The organism is Actinomyces vulturis (genome assembly GCF_001687305.1).
Classification (GTDB): Bacteria; Actinomycetota; Actinomycetes; order Actinomycetales; family Actinomycetaceae; genus Actinomyces; species Actinomyces vulturis.
Genome location: NZ_LZRK01000004.1, coordinates 37,419 through 62,952, shown reverse-complemented (window position 1 = coordinate 62,952; position 25,534 = coordinate 37,419). Strand labels below are relative to the sequence as shown.

19 protein-coding genes and 3 tRNA genes are annotated in these 25,534 nt (G+C 52.8%); 14 read left to right on the top strand and 8 right to left on the bottom strand.

What is annotated here, in order from left to right; translation table 11 throughout:
* Positions 1-39: 39 nt before the first annotated feature.
* Positions 40-1,152: a YdcF family protein gene (locus tag A9753_RS07105; RefSeq protein ID WP_067782528.1), complete on the bottom strand. Its 1,113-nt coding sequence runs from the start codon at positions 1,150-1,152 to the stop codon at positions 40-42.
* On the bottom strand, positions 1,149-3,851 hold the full coding sequence (locus tag A9753_RS07100; RefSeq protein ID WP_067782525.1) for a DEAD/DEAH box helicase: 2,703 nt from the start codon (positions 3,849-3,851) through the stop codon (positions 1,149-1,151). Before A9753_RS07100 ends, A9753_RS07105 begins: the two co-directional genes overlap by 4 nt.
* Before the next feature lie 127 nt (positions 3,852-3,978).
* Here A9753_RS07100 and A9753_RS07095 point away from each other — a divergent pair, with 127 nt between their 5' ends.
* From A9753_RS07095 to A9753_RS07075, 5 genes are all read left to right on the top strand, one after another.
* On the top strand, positions 3,979-5,427 hold the full coding sequence (locus tag A9753_RS07095; protein WP_067782522.1) for an alanine/glycine:cation symporter family protein: 1,449 nt from the start codon (positions 3,979-3,981) through the stop codon (positions 5,425-5,427).
* 32 nt (positions 5,428-5,459) lie between these two features.
* Positions 5,460-6,956: an alanine/glycine:cation symporter family protein gene (locus tag A9753_RS07090; protein ID WP_067782519.1), complete on the top strand. Its 1,497-nt coding sequence runs from the start codon at positions 5,460-5,462 to the stop codon at positions 6,954-6,956.
* 104 nt (positions 6,957-7,060) lie between these two features.
* On the top strand, positions 7,061-8,554 hold the full coding sequence (locus A9753_RS07085) for an alanine/glycine:cation symporter family protein (protein ID WP_089024761.1): 1,494 nt from the start codon (positions 7,061-7,063) through the stop codon (positions 8,552-8,554).
* A gap of 12 nt (positions 8,555-8,566) precedes the next feature.
* Positions 8,567-9,364 carry a mechanosensitive ion channel family protein gene (locus A9753_RS07080; protein ID WP_067782512.1) on the top strand — a complete coding sequence of 266 codons (798 nt, stop codon included), beginning with the start codon at positions 8,567-8,569 and terminating at the stop codon, positions 9,362-9,364.
* 297 nt (positions 9,365-9,661) lie between these two features.
* Positions 9,662-11,317, top strand: coding sequence for an alanine/glycine:cation symporter family protein (locus A9753_RS07075; RefSeq protein WP_245637424.1), 1,656 nt, complete (start codon positions 9,662-9,664; stop codon positions 11,315-11,317).
* Between the two features lie 200 nt (positions 11,318-11,517).
* On the opposite strand, the gene A9753_RS07070 is transcribed toward A9753_RS07075, so the two are convergent.
* The 4 genes from A9753_RS07070 to A9753_RS07055 form a co-directional block, all read right to left on the bottom strand.
* The gene (locus tag A9753_RS07070) at positions 11,518-11,727 is read right to left on the bottom strand and encodes a hypothetical protein (RefSeq protein WP_067782500.1); all 210 of its coding nucleotides are present in this window, start codon (positions 11,725-11,727) and stop codon (positions 11,518-11,520) included.
* Positions 11,728-12,197: 470 nt separating this feature from the next.
* Complete coding sequence (locus A9753_RS07065; RefSeq protein ID WP_176702761.1) at positions 12,198-12,836, bottom strand: DUF6318 family protein; 639 nt, start codon at positions 12,834-12,836, stop codon at positions 12,198-12,200.
* Positions 12,837-13,108: 272 nt separating this feature from the next.
* Positions 13,109-15,337, bottom strand: coding sequence for a hypothetical protein (locus tag A9753_RS07060; protein WP_067782494.1), 2,229 nt, complete (start codon positions 15,335-15,337; stop codon positions 13,109-13,111).
* Positions 15,338-15,349: 12 nt separating this feature from the next.
* The gene (locus A9753_RS07055; protein WP_067782491.1) at positions 15,350-16,390 is read right to left on the bottom strand and encodes a YIP1 family protein; all 1,041 of its coding nucleotides are present in this window, start codon (positions 16,388-16,390) and stop codon (positions 15,350-15,352) included.
* 117 nt (positions 16,391-16,507) lie between these two features.
* On the opposite strand from A9753_RS07055, the gene A9753_RS07050 reads away from it, so the two are divergent.
* The 4 genes from A9753_RS07050 (at position 16,508) to A9753_RS07035 (ending at position 19,635) form a co-directional block, all read left to right on the top strand.
* Complete coding sequence (locus A9753_RS07050; RefSeq protein ID WP_067782488.1) at positions 16,508-17,326, top strand: fumarylacetoacetate hydrolase family protein; 819 nt, start codon at positions 16,508-16,510, stop codon at positions 17,324-17,326.
* A 206-nt stretch (positions 17,327-17,532) separates the two neighbouring features.
* Positions 17,533-18,333, top strand: coding sequence for an amino acid ABC transporter substrate-binding protein (locus A9753_RS07045; RefSeq protein ID WP_067782484.1), 801 nt, complete (start codon positions 17,533-17,535; stop codon positions 18,331-18,333).
* 14 nt (positions 18,334-18,347) lie between these two features.
* Complete coding sequence (locus tag A9753_RS07040; RefSeq protein ID WP_067782481.1) at positions 18,348-18,977, top strand: amino acid ABC transporter permease; 630 nt, start codon at positions 18,348-18,350, stop codon at positions 18,975-18,977.
* Positions 18,978-18,987: 10 nt separating this feature from the next.
* Positions 18,988-19,635, top strand: a complete 648-nt coding sequence (locus tag A9753_RS07035) for an amino acid ABC transporter ATP-binding protein (protein WP_067782478.1) — start codon at positions 18,988-18,990, stop codon at positions 19,633-19,635.
* A gap of 126 nt (positions 19,636-19,761) precedes the next feature.
* Here the strand turns inward: A9753_RS07035 and A9753_RS07030 are convergent, their stop codons facing one another.
* Positions 19,762-20,112, bottom strand: a complete 351-nt coding sequence (locus tag A9753_RS07030) for a YerC/YecD family TrpR-related protein (RefSeq protein WP_067782475.1) — start codon at positions 20,110-20,112, stop codon at positions 19,762-19,764.
* A gap of 245 nt (positions 20,113-20,357) precedes the next feature.
* Positions 20,358-21,554, bottom strand: a complete 1,197-nt coding sequence (locus A9753_RS07025) for a MalY/PatB family protein (protein WP_067782472.1) — start codon at positions 21,552-21,554, stop codon at positions 20,358-20,360.
* 77 nt (positions 21,555-21,631) lie between these two features.
* Between A9753_RS07025 and gltX the strand changes: the two genes are divergently transcribed.
* The 5 genes from gltX to A9753_RS07000 all read left to right on the top strand — a co-directional run bounded on the left by gltX (position 21,632) and on the right by A9753_RS07000 (position 25,515).
* Complete coding sequence (gltX, locus tag A9753_RS07020) at positions 21,632-23,215, top strand: glutamate--tRNA ligase (RefSeq protein WP_067782469.1); 1,584 nt, start codon at positions 21,632-21,634, stop codon at positions 23,213-23,215.
* A gap of 159 nt (positions 23,216-23,374) precedes the next feature.
* Positions 23,375-23,446: transfer RNA gene (locus A9753_RS07015), tRNA-Gln, on the top strand.
* A gap of 29 nt (positions 23,447-23,475) precedes the next feature.
* A tRNA-Glu gene (locus A9753_RS07010) sits at positions 23,476-23,548 on the top strand.
* A gap of 37 nt (positions 23,549-23,585) precedes the next feature.
* Positions 23,586-23,661, top strand: a tRNA-Glu gene (locus A9753_RS07005).
* Between the two features lie 219 nt (positions 23,662-23,880).
* Positions 23,881-25,515, top strand: coding sequence for a ribonuclease J (locus A9753_RS07000; protein WP_067783277.1), 1,635 nt, complete (start codon positions 23,881-23,883; stop codon positions 25,513-25,515).
* The last annotated feature ends 19 nt before the right edge of the window (positions 25,516-25,534 follow it).

Below are 25,534 nucleotides of genomic sequence, written 5' to 3'. Positions count from 1 at the left end.
TAGTGGAGTGATTCTGCTAGGCCGCCATTCTCATACTTGTTAAACAAAAAGCCTTGTATCAGGAATGGCTCGACCTGAATACGTCGCTAAAGTAATAAATACCACCGCGAGGAACGTGATTATGCTCAGCACAGCGATATGAACTTTTTTGGTCATCACTAAATATGCAATGTATTCGCGGATAAACGCGTTTACTGCGAAGTACATCTTGGTGGGAGAACCGTAGCCTACGCACTTGATGTGTTGCTGACGAGCAAGCATCAGAGCACGCAAAATATGGTACGAACTCGTCACTAAGGCGACGTGCGGGGTGCGGCTGACTGCCCCCTCATATGTTGCCCAGTCTTTAGTGATTAGTTCCTTGGAGTAAAGCAGATTTTGCTCGGTGGTTTCACTTCGGTCTTCAATAATGAGCGATGAACGAGGAACATTTAGCTTCTTCATGGCGTAATTCGCCATCGCTTTGCCCTCAGGTATTCCCTCATCAGGGCCTTGACCGCCACTCATCACAATCGTGGCTCCGCCACTTTTTTCGGCAATTTCCACCCCTTTTCTAATTCGTGAGGCGAGAAGGGGAGTAACGGCGTCGTTAATTAATCCAGCACCCAGGACGACGACGTAATCAGCATGTGGCTGGCGGATATGAATAGTGTTGATGAGGTGAGTAATGAGGTAAGCGCCTGCAATAACAGCGAAGTAAGACAAGACGATATTTACATAGCCTGAAAGGTAATTCCAGGCAGGAGCGTGACTGAAAAATGCTGACATGATTGATGAGATCAGCCACAGCACAAGTAATCCGACGCATGCTCCGGCGGCAAGAGCATGGCTGAGCGATAACCCTTCACGCCGGATTACTCTGATGCCATTAATGAGTACAAAAAAGTAAGCGACAATGGGGAAAAGGCCAAATAAAACAACTGCGATAATCGCCAAGACAATGATGATGACCATCATGGAAGGCGAATTAAATAACTCCTGTTGATAATACACCGATGCCAGGAATGCCGAATTGCCAATTCCCAGAAGGATAAATCCGAAACTGATGCCGGCGAAAATCGTTCGACGCTCAATGAGGATTGATATTATCCCGCCGAGAATCATCAGCTGGAATATGACGAAGGCGATTAGTACAACCTTGTCTTCACTCATTGGCTTCCTACTTTCAGCGTATGGACGATGACACGATCAGCCTTGTCACACTCATTGAGATTGATCAGCGCATTAATACGCCAGTCGTGGTTGGACTCAGAATCATCAAGAATCTGTTCGGCAAGCCAAACCGTATGCCCAGCTGCAGCCAGAGCATCGCGTAACTTCTCGCTTACTCCCGCGAGCGCAAGATCAGTATCGTCAGGGTTGTCATTAATCGGACACATCGATGTGGCTCTGGAGGACTGGTCGGTAGCAATCCAGTCGTAGTCGTTGTAGAAATCTTCTAGGGCGTTATCCCATTGGTCTTCACTCAGGCCCGTTCCATGATCAGCTCGTGCAAGGCCTTCAACGTCATCACGCGCCATCATTTCAGCACGTTTAAATAGTTCCTTACGGATCTCTTTTCGTAATGAATAAAGGTTGGCAGTCACTGGCACGGTGCCATCAGCACGAGCACCAAAAGCACGTTCTTGGCCACCATCATCTCCTGAATCATCATTACGTCCCCGAGCAAAAACAGATGGCTGGGAGCCTACGTCCTCGAGATGACCAGCTGCCCGTGCGGCTTCGATGGCACCAAGTGCCTCCCACTCGTCGATGAGTGAGGAATCTACCTGTCTCACGAGTGTGCCCAACCAGGTAATAACTGCATCCACATCTTCGGTGCGGTGAGCATCGGGAACCACCTGCCGCAATGCACGGTAAGCGTCAGTGAGGTAGCGAAGTATCACGCCTTCACTTCGACCCACATCATAGCGGCTCACTAAGTCAGAAAAAGTCATGGCGTTCTCGACCATCTGACGAACCACACTCTTATGGGCTAGTTCCCACTCACGTACCCAAGGGTTGGATTGGCGGTACATGGCGAAGGCAGGGTCGAGAAGGTCTTTTAAAGGCATTGGCCAGGTCACAGATTCGAGTACTTCCATCCGTTCCTCGTAGTCCATCCCCTCAGCCTTCATTGCAGCGATGGCTTCACCGCGAGCTTCACGCTGCTGGGCATAAAGAAGCGGCCGTGGATCATCCAACGTTGATTCAACGATACTGATGACATCCACCGTATGATCAGGGCTATCCACGTTCAGCAGGTCCATGGCGGCTAAAGCAAAAGGAGAGAGAGGAGCATTAAGCGCGAACTCATCAGGGGTGTCCACTGCCAAGCGCAATCGTGGCTGGCCATCTGCAGTGGCTTGAGCACTGGAGACATGCTCAAGGACTCCGGCTGTACGCAACGATCGGTAGAGTTCAATGGCACGAATCCTTAACTGATGCTTTGCTGCGTCTGTCTCATGGACTCGACAGATGAGAGAGGCCATGTGGGAAACAGGATCACCAGGGCGTTCCATAAGATTGAGGATCATCGTGGTGGTAATCGAGAACTGGCTCGTAAGTGTCTCAGGGGGAGCCTCACACAGACGCTCGAAGGTCTTATCGGTCCAGTTCACTCGGCCTTCAGGGGCCTTCTTTCGGACAATCTTGCGGCGCTTCTTCTCATCGTCTCCTGCCTTCGCCAGCGCTTTGGCATTTTCGATGACATGCTCAGGTGCTTGAACCGTCACGTATCCGTGTGTATCAAAACCGGCACGTCCCGCACGTCCGGCAATCTGGTGGAACTCACGGGCAGAAAGATGACGTTCCTTAGATCCATCGAATTTCACCAGACTGGTCATGACCACACTGCGAATCGGCACATTGATTCCGACGCCGAGGGTATCCGTGCCGCAAATAACGCTCAGTAAGCCATCCTGGGCTAAGCGTTCGACGAGGCGGCGGTAACGCGGAAGCATGCCCGCATGGTGAATACCGATACCGCTGCGCAGTAGTTTGGATAGTGTAATACCAAAGCCTTTGCCGAATCGGAAATCACCCAAGGCCGCGGCGATAGCTTCTTTGCGCTTCTTATCCGCCAGACGAGCACTGAGCAATGCAGTGGCGCGCTCGATCGCTTCTTTCTGAGAGAAATGGACAACGTAGACAGGTGCTTTGTCCTGGTCGACGAGTCGTTCGAGTAACTCACCGATGGGTTCGAGACTGTATTCAAATTCAAGCGGAACCGGCCGAACGGCGTCATCTATGACTGCAGTGGAGCGTGTAGTACGGTTATCAAGGTCCTTGACCAGCCAGGTCACGTCACCGAGGGTAGCTGACAGAAGAACCATCTGGGCGTGGGGGAGTTCGAGTAGTGGTACCTGCCAGGCCCAGCCACGCTGAGGGTCGGCGAAGTAATGGAACTCGTCCATCACCACGCTATCGACATCCAGTCTGTCACCTTCACGCAAGGCCTGGTTGGCAAGAATTTCTGCGGTGCAGCAGATGATGGGGGCCTCGGGATTAATGGAACTATCACCCGTGACCATGCCGACATTGGCATAACCAAAGAGATTGACCAGATCGAAGAATTTCTCACTGACCAAAGCTTTGAGTGGAGCGGTGTAATAACTGCGTCCGCCACGTGCTAAAGAGTTCACGTGGGCCGCTAGTGCAATCATCGATTTGCCGCTACCTGTGGGAGTAGCGGCAATGACGTGCTCATCGGCGGCGATGGCGAGGAGGGCTTGTTCTTGATGAGGGTAGAGTGGGCGCCCAGACTTTTCAGCCCATGAGGCGAAGGCATCAACAATGTGTTCTGCGGGTGGGATGAAATCAGGATCCGATGCAGGGATGAGAGAGTCAAGAAGGTCGTTGAGCGCAGGCATAACTCCTATCGTCCCATATCAATGGAACCTCCGAGTGTTATGTTGGATTAACACAGCAACACGTGATTATGGTTGAATAACGTCGTTTGACATCCCGCAGGAATTTGCACCCCGAAAGGCGCATCCAATGAATGCACTCGCCGCAACGCTCCAGAACATCGGCGACTGGGTCACCTTATACATCACCATGGGCATGCTCGTCGGCACAGGCCTTTACCTGACCATTCGGACGCGCGCCGTGCAAATTCGCCATTTTCCGGCCATGGTGCGTAGCGTTTGGGGCTCACGCTCCGGTGCACACGGAGGGATCTCCTCATTCCAGGCCTTCACTATTTCGCTGGCTGCTCGTGTCGGTATCGGTAACGTCTTTGGTGTGGCAGCGGCTCTCATCCTCGGTGGCCCCGGCGCGATCTTCTGGATGTGGGTTGTGGCACTGGTGGGCATGGCCACGGCATTTTTCGAAGCCACCCTCGCTCAGCTTTTTAAAGAACGTCACGGCTCTGACAACACCTTCCGTGGTGGTCCTGCTTTCTACATGTCACTGGGGTTGAAGAACCGTCCTCTTGGCTTAATCTTCGCGGGGCTGACCATTTTTACGTGCGGGTTTTCTATCATTATGGTTCAGTCCAACGCTATTGCCGGTGTGATTGGCCCCGATTCCTCCGTTGGTGCCTCCCCCGCTATTACCGCCACGCTGCTTGTCGCGCTATCGGCCCCCGTCATTCTTGGTGGTGTTAAGCAAGTTGCGCGCGTCACTGAAATTATGGCCCCTGTGATGGCAGTCATCTACTTGCTATTGGGGTTAGCTGTCGTGATGATTAACATCCATCACATTCCTACTGTGGTGGCGACCATCGTCACTGCAGCATTTGGTCCTCAGCAGTTTGCCGGCGGTGTAACCGGCTCTATCATCGCTGCTTTGATTAACGGTACGCGTCGCGGTTTGTTTTCCAACGAAGCTGGTCAGGGTACAGCCCCCAATGCTGCCGCGACCGCAACCGTTGCGCACCCCGTCCAGCAGGGCTACATTCAGTCTTTGGGTGTCTTCGTAGACACTATCGTTGTATGTTCTATGACCGCCTTTATTATTCTCTCCGCTGGCCCTGAGGTTTACACGCCCGGCCAACTCACCCCTGCATCAGCTGCAAGTCTCACTCAGGAAGCTGTCGCAGCAACACTTGGCCAGTGGACCGCAGTCCCAATGGCTCTGGTGGTCTTTGTATTGGCATTCAGTTCCGTGATTGCTGCAGCAACCTACTCCGAAGTCAACATGGACTTCATTACGTCCCATCCCTCTGCCAAGTGGCTGCCCCGCGTTCTGTCGGTTGTCTCCACGGCACTGGGTGCATTGGCCACTCTTGAATTGGTGTGGAGCACTGTGGACATCATGATGGCGATCATGACTGTGACCAACCTCGTTGCTTTGCTTGTTTTAGCTCCGTGGGGTATTGGAGCGTTACGTGACTTTGAGTCTCAGCGTCGTAACGGGGTCAAACAGCCAGTCTTTACGTCTACTGACAACGAATTCCTCCCCGCACAGTTGCCTACCGACGTATGGGTTGCCAAAAACCACTAAGGACATAGGGACGGGGATATTAGGAAAAACTTATGGAACAGTTCAATCAGATTCTTGGTGCCATCGATGAATGGCTCTACCTCTACGGCTTGGTAGCCATGCTCATTGGTGTGGGGTTTTTCTGCACTCTGGTCACAGGGGGAGTACAAATCACCCATCTGCGTGACATGTGGCAATCCATCGTCTCCTCACGCACAGTCGATGAGGAACCTCTTCCTGGTACTGCTGAAGCCGACCATGCACCTGCGGCAATCTCTTCCTTCCAAGCATTCGCCGTTGGACTAGCTAGTCGTGTTGGTATTGGCAATGTTGCCGGTGTAGCTCTCGCCTTGGTTGCTGGTGGTCCGGGTGCCATGTTCTGGATGTGGGTTGTTGCCATCCTTGGTATGGCCACAAGTTTCGTGGAATCCACTCTTGCCCAGATTTTTAAAGAACGCGCCGCTGATGGGACTTATCGTGGTGGTCCTGCCTACTATATGAGGTATGGTCTGGGGGCAAAAAAACTCGGCAGCCTCTTTGCTCTTTTGCTTCTGTTTAGCGTGGGCATTTGTGTAGTGATGGTGCAGTCCAACGCTGCTGCAGGCATTATGGCTGCTTCTCATTCTGTCCCCACGTGGGTAACCGGTTTGATTCTTGCTGGTATGACTTTGCCGGTAGTTCTTGGTGGTCTACGCAGCGTTGCTCGCGTGACAGAAATGGTTGCCCCTGCTATGGCCCTGGTATACGTTGTGGTCACTATCGGCATCATGCTCTATAACATTGACAGGATTCCGGGGGTCTTCTCGGCCATTATCGCCAGTGCCTTTGGCACGAATGAAGCCTTGGCTGGCATCGCCGGTGGTGCTGTTGCTGCCATCCTTAACGGTGCCCGGCGTGGCTTGTTCTCAAATGAAGCAGGTCTAGGCACTGTTCCTAACGCTGCAGGAACTGCTACTGTCTCCCATCCGGTCCGCCAAGGTTTCATTCAGTCATTCGGTGTTTTCGTGGACACCATCGTCGTTTGCTCTGCTACTGGTTTTCTCATCTTGCTGACCACGAACACTTACCAGCCTGGCGTGGATTTGTCCGCACAAGGAGCCGTGCTCACTCACCAGGCACTGGCTGAGCATCTGGGCAACTGGGTGATTTGGCCTATGGAAGTACTTTTGCTTGTTCTAGTCTTCTCGACCATTCTTGGTTGCTATTCCTACGGACAAGTGAATGTGGACTACCTGGGGGGAAACCGTAACGGTCAGCGAATTTTCGGTCTTGTCCTCACCGCCGCCGTTTTTGTTGGTGCGGTTACTGCATTATCGACTGTGTGGGCATTAGCTGATATTGCCCTGGGTGTCGGCGCTGTTTTGAACATGGTCGTGATGATCATCCTCAGCCCTTGGGTGACCGGAGCGCTCCGTGATTTTTCCTATCAAAAAGCTGCAGGACGAGAACCCGTATTCGTTGGGCATAACAATGACTTCCTGCCTGGAAACACTCCTGGCGGTGTCTGGGAATCTGTTATCGACGTAGAAGGTCACTATCCCAAGCGCTGAGGTACATCTGTACATCAGCGCGGCCCCTCGAGAAGAGAACACAACGTTCTCTTCTCGTCTCCATGCCATCGATAGTTCCTCCTTCTCAAGGATCACCCATGCATATGCCCACCGGTCTGTCTACTACACTTACCGCTACATCCGATTTCTTGTTCGGCACCATTCTCGTCTGGTTTCTCCTCGGTGCAGGTATCTACTTCACGATTCGCACCCGCGTGCTTCCTCTTCGCCATGTCAAAGACATCATCAGGGCCATCATCGGTTCTCGTTCCGATGCACGCGGTGGGATTTCTTCATTCCAAGCGTTTGCTATCGGTTTAGCCTGCCGCGTGGGAACCGGCAACATCATCGGTGTGGCACTGGCTCTCATCCTCGGTGGCCCAGGTGCCATTTTCTGGATGTGGATCGTGGCTTTGTTGGGAACCTCAACGGCCTTTATGGAAGCGACGCTTGCCCAAATATTTAAGGTTCGCCAAGCTGATCACACCTTTCGTGGTGGCCCGGCTTACTACATTTCCCGTGGTCTGAATCTAAAGGTTCCGGCAGCAATCTTCGCGGTAGTTTTCCTTATCGCCAACGCACTGTCGATGCCTATGGTTCAAGCTAATGCCATTAGCGCTACCATCGGTGGAGCGACTGGTGCTGCACCATGGCTAAGTGCTGTGATCGTCGTGGCGCTGACTGCTCCCGTTCTTCTTGGAGGACTTCGGGCGATTGCCCGTGTGACCGAGTATCTGGCTCCTATTATGGCAATCGCCTACCTGCTCATCGTCCTGTTCATTGTGCTCACGCATCCGGCGGGCGCCTGGAACGCGCTGGTCTCTATTTTTGCCGGCGCATTTGGACTTCGAGCTGGACTGTCTGGCGTTGCCGGTGGTCTAACTGCTGCTGTCCTTAACGGCGTTCGTCGCGGCTTGTTCTCTAATGAAGCAGGCTTAGGTGGTGCTGCAAATGCGGCAGGTTCGGCGACAGTTGATCATCCTGTTCAGCAGGGTTTCATTCAGGCGTTTGGGGTGATTGTTGACACGATCTTTATCTGCACAGCCACCGCCTTGGCGATTCTCATTGCTAGCCCCGAGGTGTACACCCCTGGCGTCACTATCCCGGACGCTGCAGGCACGCTGACTCAAGATGCTGTGGCTGATCTCCTTGGTTCATGGACTCGCTTACCCATGATGCTCATGATCGTCATTTTCGCCTACTCCACGATCCTCGGCGCTTACTCATACGCCGAAGTCAACATGGATTACCTGACACGTCACCCCGTTGCTACCAAGGCACTGGCTATGGGCGCAGTGGTATGCACAGCCATTGGGTCGCTCACCCAACTTATTACTGTATGGACCATCGCCGATATCCTCTTAGGCGTTGGTGCCATTATTAACATTGCTGCTCTTATCATGTTGACTCCTTGGGCACTGGGTGCTCTGCGCGACTGGGAGAAGGCGCAACGACGACAGGATCGCGATGAGGTTCTTACCGTGGCCGAGTGTGGAAGCCTGCCTGGTGCTTGTTTAACTATCCGACCTGACGCCGTCCGCTTCTCACCTAACTCACCTTCCCTCCCAGCGCGGGTGCCCGGAAATGCGTGGGAGTAACCGGAGAACTTTGTGAACGACTCTCTTCACCTCATCACATGGGCCACAGTTCTTCGCGGTCTGAGCATCTTGGCTGGTGGAATTGCTGTTGCTTTCCTCCTGGCGTTTGGATGGCGTGCCATCATGCGCTGGCGGGGCAGAGGAGAGACTTCGCGAAAGCTCCTATCTCAACTGATTTTTTGGGTTATTACCGCCTTTGCGTTTGCTGGTGCGATCACGCTGGTGTTTCCGTCGATTAACCCCGTCGACATCCTTGGTGGGGTTGGCGTAATTTCGATTGCCGCCGGTATCGCGTTTCAGACCGTACTGGGCAATATGTTCGCGGGAATCGTCATCCTGTCCCGTGACCAGTATCGTGTCAACGACCAAGTCAAGGTAGGAGATAATTCTGGAGAGATTATTGCTATTCGCCTGTCATCAACGGTGATTCGTACCTTTGATGGTCAGAAAGTGATCATTCCTAACACGATCATGCATTCGACCCAAGTAGTGGTGCAGACCGGATATGAGCGGATTCGTACACGTATTGGTGTGGAACTTGATGCCAATACAGATCTTGAACGGGCAGTGAGTGTGGCTGAACAGGCCATGAAAGACTTAGATCTGGTGATGAATGAACCTTCACCGCGAGCTATGTTAAGCGCCATTGGCACCGGAACAGTCACCATGGACTTAATGTTCTGGAGTGGTTCACGTAAACTCGAAAGCCGCGAAGCTACGGATGTGATCATCCGTCAAGTGATCGCCGCTCTCAAGGAGTCTGATATTCAACTTGCTACTTCATCACCGACAATTAACGTTTATACGTAAGAGGCCTCCGGGCACATTTGATCCGAACAATCCCGCTATTGTGATGTGCATAACAACTAAGAAGGTTTCCTGGCATTACAACGATTCAGATGTAGTGATTTGTTAATGCAATGCGTCGATAACCCGCGTGCAACGCAACAGAAACACATCACCCTTACTGTGAGCCTCACACAATGATGAAGTGGGTGGTTCTCTGCCGCCACATGAAAGGTTGGGGTTCTTCTTATGCACGCACTTTTACCCTCATCCCTCATCCCCCTGCGGGGCATGTCGGTGGGCTCGCTTGGTCAGCGCCCTATGTCTGGGACTCTCCAACAAGCAACTGACGTTCTCGATAACATTTCCGGTCACCTTTATGGTCAGTTCCTCGCCTGGCTACTTGTGGCTGTAGGCATCTATTTCACGCTTCGCATGCGGGGGGTGCAGTTTCGCCTTTTCGGCCGTATGGTCGCAGCCATTACCTCCTCACGTGACAGTGAAGATGCAGCAGGCGGTATTTCTTCCTTCCAGGCTTTTGCCATTAGTCTTGCTAGCCGTGTGGGCACCGGCAACATTATCGGTGTGGCCATCGCTTTAACCAAGGGTGGCCCTGGTGCAGTGTTCTGGATGTGGGTGGTAGCCCTCCTTGGCATGGCTACCGCTTTCGTTGAGGCCACTCTTGCCCAGATGTACAAAGTTCCTAACCCTGACGGCACTTTCCGCGGTGGACCTGCCTACTACATCACCCGTGGCTTAGGTAATAAGTTCTGGGCATCCTGCTTCGCTGTTGTGATCATCTTCGTTTTTGGTTTCGCTTACGAAGCGACCCAGGCTAACGCCATCGCAGGTATTGCCAAGCACGCTCTTGGTCTGGAACCTATCGTGACCGCTGTGATCCTCGTCCTCATCACTGCACCGATCGTATTCCGTGGTATCCGTCGTGTTGCTGTGGTCACTGAATGGCTTGCCCCCATTATGGCGCTGGCATACGTTCTCCTAGCCATCGTCATCCTCATCATGCATGCCTCCTACATTCCCGGTACCTTTAAGGCCATCTTCGAAAGTGCCTTCGGTGGTCAGCAGGCGTTCTGGGGTATCAGTGGTGGCTTTGCTACCGTGGCTCTCAACGGTATCAAGCGTGGTTTGTTCTCTAACGAGGCCGGTGAGGGCTCTGTTCCCAACGCTGCAGCAACCGCCTCCACCAATCATCCTGTTCAGCAGGGATTCGTTCAGTCAATGGGCGTTTTTGTGGACACCATCGTCGTATGTACCGCAACTGCTCTCATTATTTTAGTGTCCGGCGTTTACGGACCCGATGGTGTGGGTTTCTCCGATCCAGGTTCGCTCACATCCGCTTCTGTCTCCAATGTTCTTGGAGGTTGGGCTGATTACCTTCTGGCATTGATGATTTTCGTCTTCGCATACTCCAGCCTCCTGGGTAACTACACCTACGCTGAAATTAACGCCGATTTCCTCCTGGGCCGTCATGGTATTCATGCCGTCGCTCAGGGAGCACCTGAGGGACAGGTGATTTCTAGCGCTCTTGATACTGACGATGAATTCGCCCTTTTGCGCGATGAGCACGGCAATCTCATGAATAAGCATGGTCAGAGACTTGATGAGCACGGTCAGTTGCTAACTCCAAAGGGCAAGGTCAACAACCATTACCTGCTGCGTTCTATGATTCTCGTAGCTGCTTTCATCGGTTCCATTGCTTCGCTGGATTTCGTATGGAACTTCTCCGATGTGGCAATGGGGCTGATGGCAATCATCAACATTATTGCCATCTCCTTGCTTGGTAAGTGGGCATTCGCCGCCTTGAAAGACTGGGAGCGCCAGCACAAGGCTGTTCAGGAAGGACGTCAGGCTCACATCCGATTCGTTGCTGAAGGTAACGACCTCATGCCTGGTCAGTTGCCTGGACACGTGTGGAGCAAGGAAGCCGCTGATGAAGCTGAGGCTCTTCGCTCTTAAGCCATCGCGGCTATGACAGGAAAATACTGAATCTGTATTCCCACCATGTGAGTCACCATCTCACCGATGGTTCAATGCTGATTAACGATTAGTCCCCACTGTTGTGCGGGAAATAGAAATCGCGATCTGTTTCAGCATCATCGGTGAGGTGGTGATTCCATTGCGGAACAGCGAATGGGCCGCGTTGGTGTCATGCGTCGTTAATTCGCCACTGATGGCTGTCCAGGTACCACTTCCCGGGCATGGTGGCTAAAGGCCCAACTGGTGGTGAGTTCGAGTGTGTTGTTCTCAGAGGTGAATGAGCGATCGTAGCGATGAATCGTCAACGCGGTATCGACGGCTGAGGTACAGCGAGCGGTATCTGCAGTGTCATCGCCCCAGTTGATGGTGATAGTTGTCGGTGTTGCCACAACGGAGTAACTGTGCGTCCCTACGAAATTGTGTAGCGTGGCGCGTACAGCCCGTCCATACGGATAGCGTCTCGTCGTTGTAGACAACGTCCCCTTCAGGCGAACGAAACAATGCACTACCGAAAGCGACCGTCCCCGTCTGGTCCATTAGGACGGTACTTACCGGCACACTCGCGGGTGATGCTGTCCCGGAATCATCAGTTTTAAAGGTCGCCTCCAAAACTGCGGACAAAGATCCCCCTGCGGACAATCATGTTTCATGCTTGCCCTGATCTGATCTTTCTGGATAGGGCTGAAGTCTCGTGTTTCCGTGGTTACCGAAACATTGTTTTGGTTTGAACTTTCTGTATTGACCAAGGTTCAATAGGTGGCGTTTGTGTTGTCGTCCAAATCGAAGTCAGTGTCATCTTGCGCAAAAGTGTATTGATTAAAAAATAGGCTCCCCGTGAGAAAAGAGCAGGTAATGACGACTAAGAAGGAGTATTTGCGCATTCGGTGATCCTCCATGCGTCATTTTGCCACTCGATAGTAAAAGTGAGTTTCTTGTTCGAGGCACCGCGATGGACTAGGGCGACTCCTTGATTTTGATGAATGACAATGCTTTCCAATGAGCTATCGATGACAACGCGTGTGATTGTTTTGGATACTGACTCAGAAGTCTCGATTGAACACTTTGGAGTCCAGTTATCGATCCATGATTCGTCCGAATGGAACGTTGTTGCCTGTGTCGAAAAACTTTCAGCGAAATTGCAATCATCTGCAGGGAGAAACAGTTCATCCCAGGTGGTGGTGTCGCCAGTGGCCATAATATAGGGCCTAACTGGCAGAAATACAGCGCTTTTGGTGGCTCCTTCGGGGGTGTTTTCGTCCATGCCGTCGAGTCCTTCAGGCTGAGGCATTGACCATGCGGCAAGGAGGGCCACAGTCAGCTCATCGGAGGAAATGGGCCAGTCTGCGCTCGGCATCGGGAAAGGTTCTGGCTGAGGCGATGTAGTCGGTGCTTGAGATACCTCGACAGTTGACGCTGCCGATGGGGCATTCGTTGCCGGCGCAGCATCGTGAGTCGTACTGCTACCGCAGGCAGACAAGAACAGAGCAACCGGCATCATTGTCGTAGCCACAATCGGGAGGGAATGACGGTGGCGGAGCGTCTTTGAAATCCTTCCGGAATCTCAGATAGTCGTTACTGATGTTTGAGGTATTTCATGATTATTTAAGCACTCTCCTTACAGATGCTGCTTTCGTTTTCCACACCATAAAAACTCCTTAAATTCTGAAAAAATCACGAGGTAGGTTGAGACGCAGATACAGACAAGGGGCCCGCCGAGTGAAACTCGGCGGGCCCCAAGGCTCATCAATTCATCGAGCCAAGTGCATCAGCCTAGAGCAGGTTGCCCTCGGTAAATGTTTCTGTGGTGACAGGACCAGTCGCGACATTCTGTGCTGGAGCCTGTGAGGTATTGATGCCAGCCTCAGAGTTGGTAGGAGCAGCACCGGAACTTGCCACGCCGGCGCTAACGCCAGGGGCTGCTGACGGGGCAGACACAGCCGGAGCCGACTGAGCAGATACCTCAGGAGTAGATGGAGCAGAAACTCCACTCACGCCCAGCGCTGCAGCCTCATCACTCACTAGCATTCCAGGAGCCGGAGCACTGGCCGCAGTGACTCCCGAAGCATCAGCCGAGGGGGCAGTAGGGAACGCTCCCGTATTTGCACTCACGGCGGAACCAGTGCTCGGTGTAGCACCTGTAACAAACGTACCTGTCTGCGGATCCGTTGCCATGGCAGGTGCAGGAGCGCCTGCAGGAACGAGCACAGTCTGAGCGGGTTGACCGAACAACGGCAGGCCGGCTTCCTTGCGGCGCTGAGCGTACTTCCGGAGGAAGAAACCACCCACGGCAAGTGCGATAAGAAGCAGACCCAGCACCACAGCGTCGACAATCAAATCTGACTGAGAAGGGCCAGTGACGCGGACCTGCACACTCTGGTGGTAGTACATGGCATCGCTGGAGTTAGCAACTAGATCAATTTTTCCGTCAGTCTTGGCTACCACGCCGTACTTGAGATCTTCCTTATCCACCTTGTTGTTGAAGGGGAGGTCCAAGTAATCGCCAACAGTTCCCTGGACCGAACTGCCAAGCAGACGGTTCAGCATAGTGGAATCAGTGGTGAGGATGTACTTGTCCTTCGGCCAACCATCGTCCATAGAAATACCGAAGGTGGATTCGCCGTAGGCTTTACGTAAAAGCGTGTTGTAGGCGGTCGCATTCTTTGCGTGAGCCTTGAGCGTGAACTTCTTGCCTTTCACACCATCTTTGTCATAGTCAGACACAGAGACGTCACCGAAGACATTGTTTGGGCTGAGAGCAGCCTTCACGGACTCAATCATTTGGTCATCGAGATCGTCAGTAATGACAACCTCAAGAGTCTGAGTGACAGAGCGGTCCAAACCAATGGAGGTGGTCAGGGTCGGGTTAACAATCGTGACAGGCTTGCTGAACACGAAAACCCCTTCGGAACCATTGATCGTCACCGTGTCATTGCCTGCGAAGCCGTAGGGCTCAATGGCATTCCAGGCAGAGGGTACAACCACAGCAACATCAATACGAGGCTCATAACTGCCCTCTGTTGAACAGATACCTTCACACGGAGCAAGAATCTTCACCTGCTTCATTGCTTCGAGAGCACCCGGTTCCGGAGAAGGGGCCTCGAATGTCACAGATGCTTCAGGCTGAGCCAAGATCTGCTGAAGGGCAGCAGACAAATCCTCTGGATTATCGGTGCTGTACGAAGCAGTCACACCAGTGATATTGCCATCGTTGGTCAAGTCCTCAACAGCAGTCCCCTCAGGAGAGTGGTTAGTAAACCAGTCCTTAAGCAACTGTTGGCGAGGCTTATTGATGCGTTCACGGTCATCAAAGACAACATTAAGTCCGTAGGTACCGTCATCCTTGATGACTACTTCGACGGTCACATGTTTCACACCGTTATTCACCACATCGGCGAATGAGGGATACCCGTAGGAGTCCTCGAATGTATGACCAGCAATAATGAACTTACTGCCCCCATCACTGAGAACACTAGACATGTCGCTCTTCTCGATGACACCGTCATCAAAGAGTGCATCCGGGATCCAATGGAGCAGGTCAGTGGAACTGAAGTTCTCAGAATAGATAAGGCCGTTAGCCAGTTTGTCCTGCGTGTTCGAGTAAACGACTCGAGCCTTAACTGAGGTGAGGTTTCCTGCGTCGAGAAGCGCCTGTGCTTTGGTCTGGTAATCCTCGATGTTGTCGAAGTTCAGCGTAAAGGTTGCCGTTGCTTCCTTACCCACCTGGGAGATACCTGAGTATTCCAATTCTGGCGGAAGATGATCACGGATGGACTTGTCCACTGCATCCAAACCGCCGTGGACGCGGTCTTTCGTATTTGTCGTATCAGCGATATGAAGCGTCATCACACGCGAACCACCAGGATCGTCACCATCGTTGACAGTAACGAGCGTGTCAACCTTTGCGCCACAAGCAGCCAGCACAAAAGCAGTAATCACAGCAAGGGTGGCGACGAGGATATTGCGCGTCTTGCCTGCGTGAGGGGAAGTGTAGGTAGACATAGTCAGTCGGCCTTAGGAAGCAAGCATGAGCATGGTGGTGAACATGATCAACATCGCCATGATCAGCCACACCGGGAGCATCAGGGTGTAAGGCACGTACACGCTGCGGTTGGGGCAAGCGCGTGCGGTCAATACGTAGATGCCAATTTCTGTGGCGATGAACAGGCAGGGGATGGAGAACTGCAGCAACGGCAGGAAGAGCATCACGCCAACGAGAGTGCCTGCGAAGAAGGAGGGAATGATGAAGATGACGGCAAGCACCATAGAGGGAATAAGAGCAACCGCAACGGCACTCAGTGCGTGGCGGTAACCGAACTGGGAGCCACGGATCTTCATGACCGCCCATGTGATCAGCGCACGGCCAGTAATCATGACGAACACGGCAATGATGATGATGAACCATGAGGCGATGGCTGCTCCACCATCCACCCAGTTTTCATTGACCTTGTCGCCACCTACAGCCTGAGAAACGAGAGACAGCGAAGCGTTCGTTGCTCCGTTGACCATCATGGAGAAGGTAATGACGGAAACAAATGCCACGGCCAGCGCGAGAATTGCGCTGCTCAGCCAGGTGTGGAACTTGTTAGTTTCAGCGACCTGAGCGGCAGCAACAGGGCCGCCCTTCCACATAGCCTTCACGGATTCCCATACGGACTTCATACCGAGAACAAATGGGTTGGGCTGTGCAGGAATTACTACGTACTGAGGCTGCTGGTTGGGGTCAATAACCGTTCCATCGGGAGCCGTGGAAGCAGTTGACGGAGCTAGAGGCGCAGGGGCAGCCTGCGGCAGCGTAGAGAAGGAGTAAGTGTTGGTGCTCTGTGCACTGACTGCTCCCTCAGGTGCGCTGGGAGCGGCTTGAGGGAATCCGCTGGTCTGTGCAGGATGCTGCAGCGCGGATTGTGCAGCGGCAGGCATCGCCTGTGTTTGCTGAGGCTGAGAGGCGCTCGCTGCTGAAGGCATTGGCGCCGGCGGTGGCGGCGGGGGAGCCATCGGGGTTGGCTGGGAATTTGTGGGAGTTGACTCGTTCATTGAGGCGTCCGAGGGGGCCATGGAAATACCTTTGACAGTTGTCTTATATGAGGGGGAGCGAGCACGTATTAGTGCGTGAAGCAGGTAACACAGGCTTGCCGTTCGTGCCGAGGATATCGCGGACCGTAGACTAGTGCTATGAAAATCGCGCGCTTTGCTATGGATTCCTCACCAAAGTATGGAATCGTCCAAGGACTAGATGAGCATGGAACCCCAACTGAGTCTGCCCACCTTGTGGTACTCAAGGCAGACCCGCTAGTTGGTGGTTCTGAAGCAACTGGCGAAGTCGTTCGTCTCGATGAAGTTCGCCTTTTGTCTCCAGTAATTCCCCGTTCTAAAGTGATTGGTATTGGAAACAACTACGCCAATCATGTGATGGAGATGGGGGATAGCGGGGAGCAGGTGAAGGCTGAGCCTCCAACGGTTTTCCTTAAACCCAATACTGCAGTGATCGGTCCGGATATGCCGATTGTTCTTCCCTGGTGGAGCAATGAAGTCCATTATGAGGGCGAACTTGCGGTTGTTATTAAAACTCTATGTAAAGACGTGACACCTGAGCAGGCTGAACGCGTCATCCTTGGTTATACCTGTGCCAATGATGTGAGTGCTCGTGATGTTCAGCGTAGTGAGCCTCAGTGGATTCGTGCTAAGGCCTTCGATACGTCATGCCCCATTGGGCCCTGGATTGAAATACCAGAACCTAGCGGTTTTGATCCCATGAATGCTCAGATCACTACTTCAGTGAATGGGCAAGTGGCTCAGTGTGCCAATACTCGTGACATGATTCGTGACGTGTATGAACTGGTTTCCTATGTGTCGTCAATTTTCACGTTGCTGCCTGGTGACCTGGTGTTAACAGGGACACCGGCTGGTGTAGGTGCGCTCCACGCGGGAGACCGAGTGAGTGTGAGAATCGACGGCTTAGGCGAATTCTCAAACCCTGTTGTGAGTGAATAATTGATAAGTTAACGTCCCCATCGATTACTCTTCTGGGTTTTTGTAGTGGGAGACCTTCCATCACTAATGTGATGAGAGGCACACGTTTATCGGTTGTGTGTTAGTACGTTAATGCATTAACGTTCTTCTTGTTTGGGTTTACATCGCCCTCTTTTATCACCACTTACTATGTAGCCAGCACCTTGCAGGCGGGAAAAGGACACATTATGGCTTCTTCGTTGGCACCATCTCGTCGTGCATTGCTTGTTGGCTCGCTTTTTTCTGCTGTCGCGCTCTCCTTGACCGCTTGTGGGTCGAAGGACGCCTCGGCATCATCTGCCATGGACAAAGACACGATCATCGTCGGTTATGACAACACCTTCGTTCCCATGGGCTTCGATGACAACGGTGAAACCAAGGGCTTCGACAAGGACCTGTCTGATTACGTCGCACAAAAAATCGGCAAGACCTTCGAATTCCAGAACATTGATTGGGAGATGAAGGAAGCTGAACTGTCTAGCGGCAAGATTGATGCCATTTGGAATGGCTATACGATCACCGACGAACGCCGCAAAAAGGTTGATGCATCCGATCCCTACTTAGACAACAAGCAGATCGTCATGGTGCTCGCTGATTCGCCGATTCAGGCCCTCTCTGACCTGGCAGGTAAGCAACTTGCCACTCAGGGTGCCTCCAGTGCCGCTGACCTCATCGCAGAAAACACCGAACTCAACGATTCCCTCCAGGGTGGTGGCCCCCTTTTCTACGACACGTACGACAAGGCTCTGCGTGACCTCGAAATCGGCCGCGCCGATGCAGTTGCCGGTGACTCTGTGCTCCTTGAGTACTACGCTAAGCAAAAGGGCGGGGATCAGTTCCGCGTCCTGGATGAAAACTTCGGCTCCGAAGAATTCGTGATTGCTGTCCGCAAGGGCGATGACAAGTTCCGTGAAGCCCTCAATGACGCGCTTGCGCAGGCTCAGGAGGATGGCACCCTCGAAACCATCCGCTCTAAGTGGTTCAACTGAGGATTATTACCCCGATGCTGACAAACCCAGCGTTTTATTCTGGCCTCTTAATCGTTCTCGAAACTTTCGCCATCACCCTGTTGGCATCACTGCCCTTAGGTCTGGTGGTGGCGGCTGGACGTATGTCGTCTTTTGCTCCGCTTCGGTGGATCAGTCAGGCATACATCGCCCTAATGCGTGGCACGCCGCTACTACTTCAGTTGATCTTCGTTTACTACGGCCTTCCTAATGTGGGCATTGTTTTCGATCGCCTTCCTGCTGCGATCTTCGCCTTCATTTTGAACTACGCCGCGTACTTCGCTGAGATCTATCGTGGCGGTTTGGAGGCCATTCCGCGAGGGCAATACGAGGCTGCACGGACACTTGGGTTTGATCGCATCACCACCTACCGCCGCATTATCCTCCCGCAGTTGGTCAAGCGCGTCCTTCCTCCGATTTCTAATGAAATCATCACCTTGGTCAAGGACACTTCCTTGGTGTACGCCATCGGCGTGGTGGACATGATGCGCGTAACCCAGCAAGAAATGAACAAGACAGCATCGCTTGTTCCGTTGATTTACTCCGGTGGTGCTTACCTGCTCATCGTGGTGATCTTGACCTTCTTCCTGCAGCGCGCCGAGAAGCGTCTGTCCTACTACCGCTAGAAAGACTGACATGCTCACGATCACTAATCTGTATAAGTCCTACGGAGAGAACCAAGTGCTCAAAGGCGTCAGCCTGTCTGTTGATGCCGGCGAAGTATGTGTTCTTGTTGGCCCGTCAGGTGGCGGCAAAACTACACTCCTTCGCTGCATCAATCAGTTGACCACACCCGATAGCGGTGAGATCGTTATCGACGGCGTCAATCTTTCGAGCGTGAGTAATGTTCGTGAATGGCACCGAAAAGTGGGCATGGTTTTCCAAGACTTCAATCTTTTTCCCCACCGCACCGCTCTTGAAAACATTACCGAAGCGCCGATTTACGTCTACGGTGAAGATCGAACTACCGCCGAGGCTCGTGGCCGTGACTTGTTGGAACTAGTCGGATTGAGCGATAAGGCCGATTCCTATCCAGATGAGCTCTCCGGAGGTCAGCGTCAGCGCGTAGCAATTGCTCGATCTTGTGCGTTAGAGCCGAAGGTTCTTTGTTTCGATGAACCTACGTCCGCTCTTGACGATGCCTCAACCGCACGCGTGGTTGGTCTAATTCGTACTCTTGCTGACACTGGCATGGCCATCGTCGCGATTACGCACGATAAGGAATTTGCTAAGCAAGCAGGTGATGTGGTCTATCGTGTTGAGCATGGTGTGATTTCCCAATAAATCACTTTTGACAATATTTTTGGATCAATGTTTTGGGCGGTATCACCTTCTCGGTGATACCGCCCAAAACATTGACAAAGGGGAGATCAAAAGCCCTAGTGATGAGGGAGGGCTAGGGAAAGATGCCTACTCGGCATTTTCATTGGTTGGTTCGTCGTCTGCGTTCTGCTCGTCATTGTCATTAAAAGAATTCTGGATACGCATTCCTAGTTCGTAGCCACCGGCTCCGGTAGCCATATGGCGTGCTACACGGCCAATAGTGGTGATAGATACGCCAGTCTGTTCATGGATGGCTCGGTAGCTCATACCTTCAGAGAGAAGAGGAACAACACGCCAGCGGTCAGTCCATGCTTCGAGTTCTGCAGGGGAGCAAAGGTCCACAATAAAGGAGGCCATGTCCTCGGGATCAGTAATCGCGGCCATTAAACGTGACAAAGTGGTGACATCGACATTCTGCGGTGTGCTGCGACGTTTCATAAGTGATCTCCTAAAAACAAACGAATAATGAGGAAGCACCAAAAATGAGGAACTTCAAGACGGCATGGCATGAGAGAACATGACGAGCAGTAAAAGTCAGGGGTCCACCTGCGCATCGATCGCGTGGGCATGCACTAGCGTATTATCTCATGACCTTTACAAAAAGTGTAGAGATTCCACTATGCGAAACACCCCATTTCTCTCATCGGGTGTTTTGACGTTGAGCAGTAACCGATACTTGCAACTCAACGCATGAGTGACTCAACAGACGTTACAAGACGCTCCACGGTTTCCTTCTCAATAGTTCGTCCCGTAGCCATGTTTAAACGCACGTATCGAGAATAATCACTTCCACATGTGATGCCATCGTTCATGGCTACACCGGCGTGGGTCAGGAAGAAATCGGCAGGGGAGCCACTAATCGGCAAATTAGTACAGTCAATCCAGCCGAGATACGTTCCCTCAGGCTCACACATACGTAAACCTGGAACTTTGTTCAGTGTGCGCGTGACGAAGCGAGCATTATCGCGAATATAATCAATGACTTCATGGAGCCATTCACGGCCTTGTGTGTATGCTGCAGTAGTGGCGCGTACGCCAAGAGGGCACGCATCCTGAGCAAGATGAATGCCACACGATTGCCATTTTTCTTTAGCGTCACCGGACACAATCGCCTGCGCACATTTTAAACCAGGAATGTTCCAGCCTTTTGATGCACTCGTAGCGCTAATTGTTAATGCTGGATCCGCTGAGGGGCGAGAGGCATAGGGAATGTGGCGGATCGAAGGATCAAGAACGAGTGGAGCGTGAATCTCGTCAGCAAAGACCACCACACCATAACGGGAGGACAGAGCCGCTACGGCGTCTAATTCCGAAGAGGTAAGGACGCGTCCGGTGGGGTTCCACGGGTTACATAAAATGAGTGTGCCTGCACCTGCTTTCATAGCCTGTTCAATACTCTCTAAATCCAATGACCATGCAGGGTGGCCAGGCTCGGTGCGAGGGCAGGTACGCAATGCGGGCACCTCAATACAAGCCCGACCCAACTGACTGGGGATAGTCAAGAAAGGCATGTAGGCAGGAGTAGGAACAATTACCGCACTACCAGGGCGACTGAAATGTTCAATGGTTACCCGCAACCCTGCCAGTACGTCGGGGAGAAGGGCAACGTCCTGAATATCAGGAGCCCAGCCATAGGATGAATCCATGAAGTCGACCAAAGCCTCAGTTAACTGCAGTGGAGCTGTAGGGGGCATGTAGCCCAAAGTGCCATCACTAACTGCCTTGCGAATCTCATCAGCCACTGCTGGCGCAAGACCTAAATCCATTTCCGCAACCCATGCCCCAATGGCGGCATCGTTGTAAGTTGTCCATTTCAATGAGCCGCGGCTACGCAACACGTCAGGAGTCAAAGCGTCGAAGGTGTCCGTGAGGATGGTCATAGTCCAATAGTCTAGGTTGAAACTGCTGCGTGCGTAGCAGGAACTTAGACCCACAAGAGGACTACTCTTAACCCATCATGAGCACACTGACACCTGGCGCAACCGCCGATCTCACACCAAATACTGATACCCCCATTCGCGTACGTTTCTGTCCCTCACCGACAGGGACCCCTCACGTTGGAATGGTGCGCACCTGTTTGTTCAACTGGGCGTACGCCCGCCACACAGGTGGCACTTTCGTCTTCCGTATCGAAGACACTGATGCTGCCCGTGACTCGGAAGAATCCTTCGAAGCCATCCTTGATTCTTTACGCTGGCTTGGCCTGGACTGGGATGAAGGCGTGGGCAAGGGAGGACCTCACGAACCCTACCGACAGTCTCAACGTATGGACCTTTACAAAGAGGTCGCTCAAGAACTTCTCGATGCTGGTTATCTGTACGAATCCTTCTCCACCCCTCAGGAAATTGAAGAACGTCACCGTGCTGCAGGCCGTGACCCCAAACTCGGTTATGACGGTTATGACCGTGACCTGACGGAAGAACAAAAGGCTGCCTACCGTGCGGAAGGCCGCCAGCCCGTGCTACGCATGCGTATGCCCGATGAAGACATTACCTTCGATGACTTAGTTCGCGGTCCGATCACCTTCAAGTCAGGTTCTGTACCCGACTACGTAGTGGTCCGAGCTAACGGTGACCCTCTTTACACCCTCGTTAACCCAGTTGACGACGCAGCCATGGGAATTACTCACGTCTTGCGCGGCGAGGATCTCCTGTCCTCCACGCCCCGCCAGGTTGTGCTCTACCGTGCATTGATTGCTATCGGTCGGGCTCAGTACATGCCCTACTTCGGTCACCTGCCTTACGTGATGGGGGAGGGCAACAAGAAACTCTCTAAGCGCGATCCTGAATCGAACCTGCTCATTCACCGCGCCAACGGCATGCTGCCCGAAGGCTTGCTCAACTACCTCGCCCTCCTGGGATGGTCCTTGAGTAAGGATGAGGATGTGTTCACTGCCGAGCAAATGATTAATGCCTTTGACGTTCATGATGTGAACCCGAATCCGGCACGCTTTGACCCCAAGAAATGCATCGCTATTAACGCCGAGCATGTTCGCCGCTTGGATGAGGCAGACTTCCGCAATCGTCTCGTCCCTTACCTGGCAGACATATACAGCGATGAGTCCGAACGTACCGCGCTTGTGTCTGCTCAGTCATTTGAGCAACTTACTCCTCGCGAACAGGACATTCTTACCGCTGCAGCACCGCTCATTCAGACACGCATTCAAATGCTCGGCGAAGCTCGTGGCATGCTCGGATTCCTTTTCGCCAGTGATAGGGACCTTCAGATGGATGAGAAGGCTGTAGCCAAGTTGGTGAAGTCTGAGCAAGCTCAAGCATCCACCCGTTCCGCACTGACCGCAGGAATCGCTGCGTGTGAGTCTGTGTCTGAAGAGGAGTGGACTACAGATAATCTTCATCATGTCCTTCATGAGGCTCTAATCGATGGGCTTGAACTCAAGCCTCGTGTTGCTTTTGGTGCGCTACGTGTGGCCATTACGGGTCGTCAGGTATCGCCTCCGCTGTTTGAGTCCATGGAGATTCTCGGTAAGGAGTCCTCTTTGAACCGTCTTAAGGCACTGCTTGCCAGTGTTGTTTCCTGACGGCAAGGTTAAGGAAATGGTGCGCTGACACTGTGTTCGCGGCGTCGGAAAGTAAATGTGGCTCGCTTCACGCTCCGCTGATTTGCTACCGACGCCGCGAAGTCGGTAAATTACTACCCGCTGCTTCAAGCGGGTGAAACCGCTGGAAGTCACCACCTTTGGGGTATGGTGTAATTGGCAACACGGCTGATTCTGGTTCAGTTGTTCTAGGTTCGAGTCCTGGTACCCCAGCGAAATGAAAGTTTATCTTTCAGTTCAAGGCCCCCATCGTCTAGCGGCCTAGGACACCGCCCTCTCACGGCGGCAGCACCGGTTCAAATCCGGTTGGGGGTACTCTTTCTGACTCAGTTCGCTGGGTTGTGAAAGTTAGGCCCCCATCGTCTAGCGGCCTAGGACACCGCCCTCTCACGGCGGCAGCACCGGTTCAAATCCGGTTGGGGGTACCAATTAGTAAGCACGTAATCATTATTGATTGCGTGCTTATTTTTTATATTAGCGCTGCCGATTCCCTCTTCGCGACACCCAGGCCAAGAGTGCAATTGCAAAGGATAGTTGCCACATGGCAATGCGTGGGAGAACCAGCGTTGCCTAGCACACTCAGGTAGGCTATGAGTGTGACTCAATTTCCTCAATTACAGACTCCTGCACCATTGCGACAGGGCGCCATGCGCGTAGTTCCTCTCGGAGGACTTGGGGAGGTGGGTCGTAACATGACGGTGTTCGAAGTTAACGGCAAACTCCTCATTGTCGACTGCGGTGTGCTTTTCCCTGAGGAAACGCAGCCCGGTGTGGACTTAATTCTTCCGGACTTTGATTACATCATTGACCGCATCGATGACGTGGTGGCCTGTGTGCTCACTCATGGCCACGAGGATCACATCGGTGGCGTACCTTATCTGCTTCGCTTGCGTGAAGACATTCCTCTTGTCGGTAGTGAACTTACCCTTGCTTTTGTCGAAGCCAAACTTAAAGAACACCGCATCACCCCTGTTCTGCGTGAAGTTAAGGAGCATGAAGAAGTCTCTTACGGCCCCTTTGACCTTGAATTCGTAGCCGTCAACCATTCCATTCCGGATGCAATGGCCTGCATGATTCGCACTATTGCAGGCAATGTTCTCATCACCGGCGACTTTAAGATGGATTCTTTGCCCATTGACGGGCGCATCACCGATCTGCGGTCTTTTGCCCGATTCGGTGAAGAGGGCGTGGACCTGTTCTGCGTGGACTCTACCAACGCCGAGGTTCCCGGTATGGTCGCTCACGAACGCGAAATTGGCCCAGTTCTTGACCGCGTCTTTGGAGAATCTGAAGGACAAATCGTGGTGGCCTCCTTCTCCTCTCACGTACACCGCGTCCAACAAGTTCTCGACGCCGCGGCTCTTCACGGCCGCAAGGTCGCCTTGATCGGTCGCTCCATGGTTCGTAACATGACCATCGCTTCTGAACTCGGCTTTCTTACGATCCCTGACAACGTGCTCATCGACGCACGAGACATCGGTGATCTGCCCATGGACCGTCGTGTCCTGATGGCAACTGGCAGTCAGGGTGAACCCATGGCAGCTCTTAGCCGCATGGCACATGGAGAACACCGCTCCATCACCATTGAGCCCGGTGACACGGTGATCTTCGCTTCCTCATTGATTCCGGGTAACGAAAACTCCGTTTTTCGCGTTATTAACCAACTGATGCGACTCGGCGCACGTGTTGTTCATCAGGCCAATGCACGTGTTCACGTTTCGGGTCACGCCACGAGTGAAGAACTCCTCCATGTGTACAACATTGTCCAGCCTGAAAATGTCATGCCTATTCACGGCGAAATTCGCCACCTTGTGGCCAATGGAGCACTGGCTGTCAAAACAGGTATTGATCCATCCAACGTCATGCTTTGTGAAGATGGCGTGGTAGTTGACCTTGACGAAGGCCAAGCACGCATTGCCGGCCAAGTACCGTGTGGTTACGTTTATGTTGACGGAGCAAGCGTTGGCGAAATTGACGAAACCGAACTTAAAGATCGTCGAATTCTCGCAGAAGAAGGCTTTGTGTCCGTCTACGCGGTGGTGGAAAGATCGACTGGAACCATTCTTGCCGGGCCTCATATTCAAGCTCGCGGCATGGCTGAAGATGATTCCGTCTTCGACGAAATCCTTCCAGATGTTACTGATGCTCTTAATCAAGCTCTGCGAAGCGGCAACGCTGATACACACTCCATGCAACAAGCCATGCGCCGCACACTGGGTCGCTGGGTGGCACGCCGCCTTCGTCGTCGTCCCATGATCGTGCCCGTCGTGATTGAGGCATAAAACCTCCCCTCATTCACGT